Source organism: Nonomuraea corallina (genome assembly GCF_027620315.1).
GTDB classification, from domain to species: domain Bacteria; phylum Actinomycetota; class Actinomycetes; order Streptosporangiales; family Streptosporangiaceae; genus Nonomuraea; species Nonomuraea corallina.
In genome coordinates this window covers 1-6,083 of record NZ_JAPNNL010000272.1, presented here as the reverse complement: position 1 = coordinate 6,083, position 6,083 = coordinate 1, and the positions used below count along the sequence as shown (strand labels likewise).

The window sequence follows — 6,083 nt, the reverse complement described above, 5'->3', positions numbered from 1 at the left end:
GGCCTCATCAGCGGCGCGCCGGCCGCGTACGTGTGCCAGGGGTTCACCTGCAAGATGCCGGTCACCACCCCCGAGGACCTGCGCGCCCAACTACGCCGCTGACCGGCCGGGCGGCGGTCAACCGGATGGGGGCGGGCGGGACCCGGCCGGACGGCGGTCAGCCGAAGGGGGAACGAGCGGGCGCGGGCTCGTGACCCGGCCGGGCGGCGGTCAGCCGAAGGGGGACGGGCGGGCGCCGCTGTTGTCGGCGGGGCCGGACGTCGGCTCGGGCTCGGGCGCCTCGTCGACCGGCGGGCCGTTCTCCTCCTCGGGAGTCTGCAGCTGCCGGGCGTTCTCGTCGGGGTCGGGCTCCGCGGACGGCTCGTCGTCGGTGGGCGGCGGCTGCGTCTCCTCCTGGGTGGGCCGCTCGTCCCACTGCTCCGGCTGCCGCGACGGCGTCTCGCCGCTCCAGTCGCGGTCCTGGTCGCCCGGCTCGTCGTAGCCGGTCGGCCCGGCCAGGCCCGACGGGTCGGGGAACTGCTCGACCGGTTTCCCCTCCATCGCCTCGGTCATGAACGCCCGCCACACCTGGGCGGGCAGCTGGCCGCCGAACTGCACCCCGTAGCCGGGCACGGAGACCGTCCCGTTGTCGTCGCGGAACATGTTGACGGCGGTCGCGAGCTGCGGCGTGAACCCGGTGAACCACACCGCCCTGGAGTCGTCGGTGGTGCCCGTCTTGCCCGCCACGGGCCGGTCGTAGAGGCGGGCGGCGGTGCCGGTGCCGTACTGGACGACCTGCCGCATGGCGTACGTGGCGTCGGCGGCGGCCCGTTCGCTGACGGCCTGGGTGGCGGCGGGCTTGACCACGTCCTTCGCCCCGTCGGCGTTCGTGACCGACTTGATGACGTGCGTCTCCATGTGGACGCCCGCGTTGGCGAAGGTGGCGAAGCCGGAGGCGTTCTGCACGGCGCTGACGGAGGCCACGCCGAGCGGGAACGAGGCGGCGTGCACGTGCGGCCGGAGCTGCTCGGCCGGGATGCCCATGGCCTCGGCGGTGGCGGCGACCTTGCGCGGGCCGACCTTCTGGGCGAGGTCGACGAAGGCGGTGTTGACCGAGTTGCGGATCGCGCTCACCAGGTCGATCTGGCCGTAGGAGCGGCCGCCGTCGTTGGGGATCGGGTGGTCGGGGTCGGCCGCCACCCGCATCGGCGAGTTGCCGTTGACGCGGGTGGACAGCCCCAGCCCGCTCTCCAGCGCCGCCGCCAGCGTGTAGGGCTTGAACGTGGACCCGGCCATGACCTTGGCCGAGAACGCGTTGTCGTACTGGGACCTGTCCGGGCTGCCGCCGTGGAAGGCGACCACCTCGCCCGTCGCGGGGTCCACGGCCGCCAGGCCGGTGCGGATCTTCTTGGGCGTGGCGTCCGGCAGGGTGTCCTTGACCGCCCGCTCGGCCGCCTCCATGAGCTTCTTGTCGAAGGTGGTGACGATCTTCAGGCCGCCGCCGTTGATGTCCTCGTCGGTGTAGCCGCGCCGGTTCAGCTCGTCGGTGACCTGCTGGAGCATGTACTGGGCCTGGCCCTTGAGCTGGAACGGCTTCTTGGCCGCCTTCAACTCAGGGAAGCGCTGCGCCTCGGCCTCGGCGGCGGTGAGCGCGCCGGTCTGGGTCATGGCCTGGATCACCGACCGCCAGCGGGCCTCGACGGCCTGGCGGTCGAGGCCCTTCGGGTCGGCGAACCGGGACGGCTGCTGGATCACCGCGGCCAGGTAGGCGCCCTCGGAGACGGTGAGCCGGTCGACGTCCTCGCCGAAGTAGGCGCGGGCGGCCGCCTGCACCCCGTTGGCCCCGCGGCCGAAGTAGATCGTGTTGAGGTACTGCTCCAGCACCCAGTCCTTCGACTTGGACTGGTCGACCTTGATCGAGATCATGATCTCTTTGGCCTTGCGGATGACGGAGCGCTCCTGGCTCAGGCCGCTGTAGTAGTTGCGGACGAGCTGCTGGGTGATGGTGGAGCCGCCCTGGATCTGCTTGCCGGTGACGGTGGACCACAGGGCGCGGGCGGTGCCCTTGACCGAGACGCCGCTGTCGTCGTAGAAGGAGCGGTTCTCGGCGGCGATGACGGCCTCGCGCACGTGGGCGGGCACCTTGGCCAGCTCGACGTTCCTGCGGTCGACGCCCTGCCGGGCGATGACGGTCTTGCCGTCGCGGTAGTAGATGACCGACCCCTGGGCGGTCGCGTCCTTCTGCGTGCTGTCGGGGATGGGGGTCATGGCCCAGGCGATGCCGAACAGCGCGGCCAGCACCACGAACCCCGCCGCTCCCCCGATGAGCAGGAACCGGAGCACTCTCCGCTTACGCATCGCCTTCTTCACCACCCCGCCACGCCTCCCCCGCGTTCAGGCGAATGTCAAGGGTAAGCGCTCGACAACGGTGCCTCGTCCCTCCCGGCGATGCTACGACTCCCGGGCCGCCCGGCGTGGGACATCGGCGACCAATGGCAACACTCGGTAGGGAACCGGAGTGTCCAGCGCGATGATCGAGGAGGTCCTGACCACGCCCCGGACCTCGACGATCTCGTCGATGACGCGCTGGAGGTCGGCGTTCGTCCGCGCCACGACCCGGCACATGAGGTCGCTGCCGCCGGTGACGGTGTGGACCTCCAGGACCTCGGGGATGTGCGCCAGCCGGTGCGCCACCGGCTCGTGGCCGGCGACCTGCCGGATCTCCAGCAGCACGAAGGCGGTCACGTCGTAGCCGAGCGCCGCCGTCGAGACGTCGGGCCCGAACCCGGTGATCACCCCCCTGGACATGAGCCGGTCCAGCCGCGCCTGGACGGTGCCCCTGGCCACGCCGAGCCGCCGCGAGCACTCCAGCACGCCGAGCCTCGGCTCCGCGGTGAGCAGCGCGAGCAGCCGGGAGTCCAGGTGATCGATCGTCATGATGTACAGGTTCTCCGCCGTACGGGCCAGAAGACTGGACAGGTTGTCCACTCATTGAAGCAACTCTTGCGCAACTCGTCCATCAAAATCGAGAGTTATCAGTATGAGTGATGTCTTTCCGGTGAACGGTATGCACGCTGTGGTGTTCGCGGTCGGGAACGCCAAGCAGTCCGCCCACTACTACGCGACGGCGTTCGGGATGAAGCTGGTGGCCTACCGCGGCCCGGAGAACGGCAGCCGCGACGAGGCGGCCTACGTGCTCACCTCCGGCGGCGCCACCTTCGAGTTCCGCGCGTCCCTCAGGCCCGGCACGGACCTGGCCAGGCACGTGGCCGAGCACGGCGACGGAGTGATCGACCTCGCGCTCGACGTGCCCGACGTGGAGGCCGCCTACCGGCACGCCGTCACGCACGGCGCCCGCGGGCTGGCCGAGCCGCACGTCCTGGAGGACGAGCACGGCAAGGTCGTGGTCGCCGCCATCGCCACGTACGGGGAGACCCGCCACACGCTGGTCGACCGGTCCAACTACGCCGGCACCTACCTGCCCGGGTACGCGCCCGCGCAGCCCCTCGTGGCCCCGCCCGCCACCAAGACCGGGAGGCTGTTCCAGGCCGTCGACCACTGCGTCGGCAACGTGGAGCTCGGCAAGATGGACGAGTGGGTCGCGTTCTACCGCGAGGTCATGGGCTTCACGAACATGGCCGAGTTCATCGGCGACGACATCGCCACCGAGTACTCGGCGCTGATGTCGAAGGTCGTGGCCGACGGCTCGCGCAAGGTCAAGTTCCCGCTCAACGAGCCGGCCGTCAGCCGCAAGAAGTCGCAGATCGACGAGTACCTGGAGTTCTACGGCGGGCCCGGCGTCCAGCACGTCGCGCTGGCCACCAACGACATCCTCACCACGGTCGACCACATGCGGGCCGCCGGGGTCGAGTTCCTCGACACGCCCGACTCGTACTACGACGACCCCGAGCTGCGCGCCCGCATCGGCACCGTGCGCGCGCCGATCGAGGAGCTGAAGAAGCGCAAGATCCTGGTGGACCGGGACGAGGACGGCTACCTGCTGCAGATCTTCACCAAGCCGGTGCAGGACCGCCCGACGGTCTTCTTCGAGCTCATCGAGCGCCACGGCTCGCTCGGGTTCGGCAAGGGCAACTTCAAGGCCCTGTTCGAGGCCATCGAACGCGAGCAGGAGCGCCGGGGCAACCTCTGACGCACCCGGGGCCGCCGCTTCCGCCGAGCGGGTGGTGATCAGCGGTTGACGCAGCGTACTCTTCTGATCACGTATCGGAAGGGGGCGGTCCCGCGCATGGGGTCGATGACACGCCGCGCCGCCGCACTGCTGACCGCGCTGCTGACCGCGCTGCTGACCGCGCTGGGCCTGCTGGGATGCGGCGCGACCGGCGAGCCGTCACAGGGTGCGACCGGGTCCGACAGCGGCCCGACGGACACCGCCGAGCCGGGCGTGGGAGCGCCCGGCATCGGCGACCCCGACTTCCCGCTCGACGGCAACGGCGGCTACGACGTCGCCCACTACGCGCTGCGGATCGGCTACGCGCCGGCCCGCCGGCGGCTCGACGGCGAGGCCACGATCCAGGCCAGGGCCACCCAGGCGCTGTCGCGGTTCAACCTCGACCTGCACGGCTTCAGGGTCAGCGGGGTGTCGGTCGACGGCGCGGCGGCCACGTTCTCCCGCGATGGCGACGAGCTGTCCGTCACCCCGGCCGAGCCGCTGGCGCGCGGGGCGGAGTTCGCCGTCAAGGTGGCCTACTCCGGCACCCCGCGGCCGGTGCGCGGCTCGTCCAACCTCGGCACCTACGGGTTCATCCCGACCGCCGACGGCGCCTTCGTCACCGCCGAGCCCAACGGCGCCAAGACCTGGTTCCCCGGCAACGACCACCCCGCCGACAAGGCCACCTTCGACTTCGAGATCACCGTGCCCGCCGGGGTGACCGCGCTGGCCAACGGCGAGCTGGTGAGCCGCACCCCCGCCCCGGGCGGCGGCACCACGTTCACCTGGCGCGAGGCGCACCCGATGGTCACCTACCTCGCCACCGCCACGATGGGCCGGTTCACGCTGCGGGAGGGCCGGACCGCGGGCGGCATCCGCAACCTCGCGGCGGTCGACCCGCGCTTCTCCGCCGCGCTCGGCGAGCTCTACAGCCGCTCCGGCGAGATCACCGACCACTGGGTGACGGTCTTCGGCCCCTACCCGTTCTCCTCCACCGGCGGCGTGGTCGACGACTTCGCCGCCGGCTACGCGCTGGAGAACCAGACCAAGCCCATGTACGGCGGCTTCGAGCCGGGTGAGTCGATCATCGCCCACGAGCTGGCCCACCAGTGGTTCGGCAACAGCCTCAGCATCGAACGCTGGGAGGACCTCTGGCTCAACGAGGGCTTCGCCACCTACGCCGAGTGGCTGTGGTCCGAGCACACCGGCGGCGACACCGCCGCGCAGCGCTTCAAGACGGCCCACGCCCGGCCCGCGAACGACCCGATCTGGTCCTACCCGCCGGGCGACGCGCGGCCGGACGACCTGTTCAACGAGTCCATCTACACCCGGGGCGCCATGACGCTGCACGCCCTGCGCCGGGAGATCGGCGACCGCACGTTCTTCACGCTGCTCAAGACCTGGGCGGCGGAGCACCGGCACGGCAGCGTGACGACGGAGCAGTTCACCGCGCTCGCCGAACGGCTGTCCGGCAAGCGCCTCGATCCCCTCTTCGACGCCTGGCTCTTCCAGCCCCGCCGCCCGTCGGCCTGACTACCCGATCGGCTTGTTCCAGAACTCGTCGTCGACCAGCGCGCACGGCCGGACCTCGCCCCGCACGATCAAGCCGCCGTAACGCCAGACCGTCATGCCGTCTTCCGCCGACTCGGCCGGATCCCGCTCGGAGAACTCCATCACCAGCGTCTGGTCGGCGCCGATCCGGGCGGGGTCGATCGTCAGCTTCCCTCCCTTCGGGTACGACAGCGACGTCCCGGGCTCGCGCAGGGCGGTGCGGTCCGCGACGATGTCCCCCCGCGGTCCGTCGCAGCGCTTGCCCGCGGGGGCGTACGTGACGTCGGCCCGCACCCCCAGCTCCGCCAGGTCGCGTTCCAGCTGGTCGGCGTCCCGCAGTTCGGCGATCGTGACGACGATGGTGCCGTCTGCGTCCTCGCTCACC

The 6,083-nt window shown here is 71.3% G+C and carries 4 protein-coding genes and 1 pseudogene; 2 read left to right on the top strand and 3 right to left on the bottom strand.

Features of this window, described 5'->3' with window-relative positions:
• Nucleotides 1-210: 210 nt before the first annotated feature.
• Both OUY22_RS35225 and OUY22_RS35220 read right to left on the bottom strand, forming a co-directional pair.
• Entirely contained in the window at nt 211-2,337 is a 2,127-nt protein-coding gene (locus OUY22_RS35225; RefSeq protein WP_270159644.1) for a transglycosylase domain-containing protein, read from the bottom strand.
• Between the two features lie 93 nt (nt 2,338-2,430).
• Entirely contained in the window at nt 2,431-2,916 is a 486-nt protein-coding gene (locus OUY22_RS35220) for an Lrp/AsnC family transcriptional regulator (protein WP_270159643.1), read from the bottom strand.
• A 130-nt stretch (nt 2,917-3,046) separates the two neighbouring features.
• Here OUY22_RS35220 and hppD point away from each other — a divergent pair, with 130 nt between their 5' ends.
• Together hppD and OUY22_RS35210 are read left to right on the top strand one after the other, a co-directional pair.
• Nucleotides 3,047-4,129 (top strand): 4-hydroxyphenylpyruvate dioxygenase, encoded by a 1,083-nt coding sequence (hppD, locus tag OUY22_RS35215; RefSeq protein WP_270159641.1) that lies wholly within the window; start codon nt 3,047-3,049, stop codon nt 4,127-4,129.
• 105 nt (nt 4,130-4,234) lie between these two features.
• Nucleotides 4,235-5,680 carry a M1 family metallopeptidase gene (locus tag OUY22_RS35210; protein ID WP_270159640.1) on the top strand — a complete coding sequence of 482 codons (1,446 nt, stop codon included), beginning with the start codon at nt 4,235-4,237 and terminating at the stop codon, nt 5,678-5,680.
• On the opposite strand, the pseudogene OUY22_RS35205 reads toward OUY22_RS35210, so the two are convergent.
• Nucleotides 5,681-6,083 (bottom strand): annotated as a pseudogene (locus tag OUY22_RS35205) (hypothetical protein); the annotation flags it as partial.

Coding starts and splice junctions, on each gene's coding strand:
- OUY22_RS35225 (WP_270159644.1), bottom strand. CDS start 2,337: ATGCGTAAGCGGAGAGTGCTCCGGTTCCTGCTCATCGGGGGAGCGGCG.
- OUY22_RS35210 (WP_270159640.1), top strand. CDS start 4,235: ATGACACGCCGCGCCGCCGCACTGCTGACCGCGCTGCTGACCGCGCTG.
- hppD (WP_270159641.1), top strand. CDS start 3,047: ATGCACGCTGTGGTGTTCGCGGTCGGGAACGCCAAGCAGTCCGCCCAC.
- OUY22_RS35220 (WP_270159643.1), bottom strand. CDS start 2,916: ATGACGATCGATCACCTGGACTCCCGGCTGCTCGCGCTGCTCACCGCG.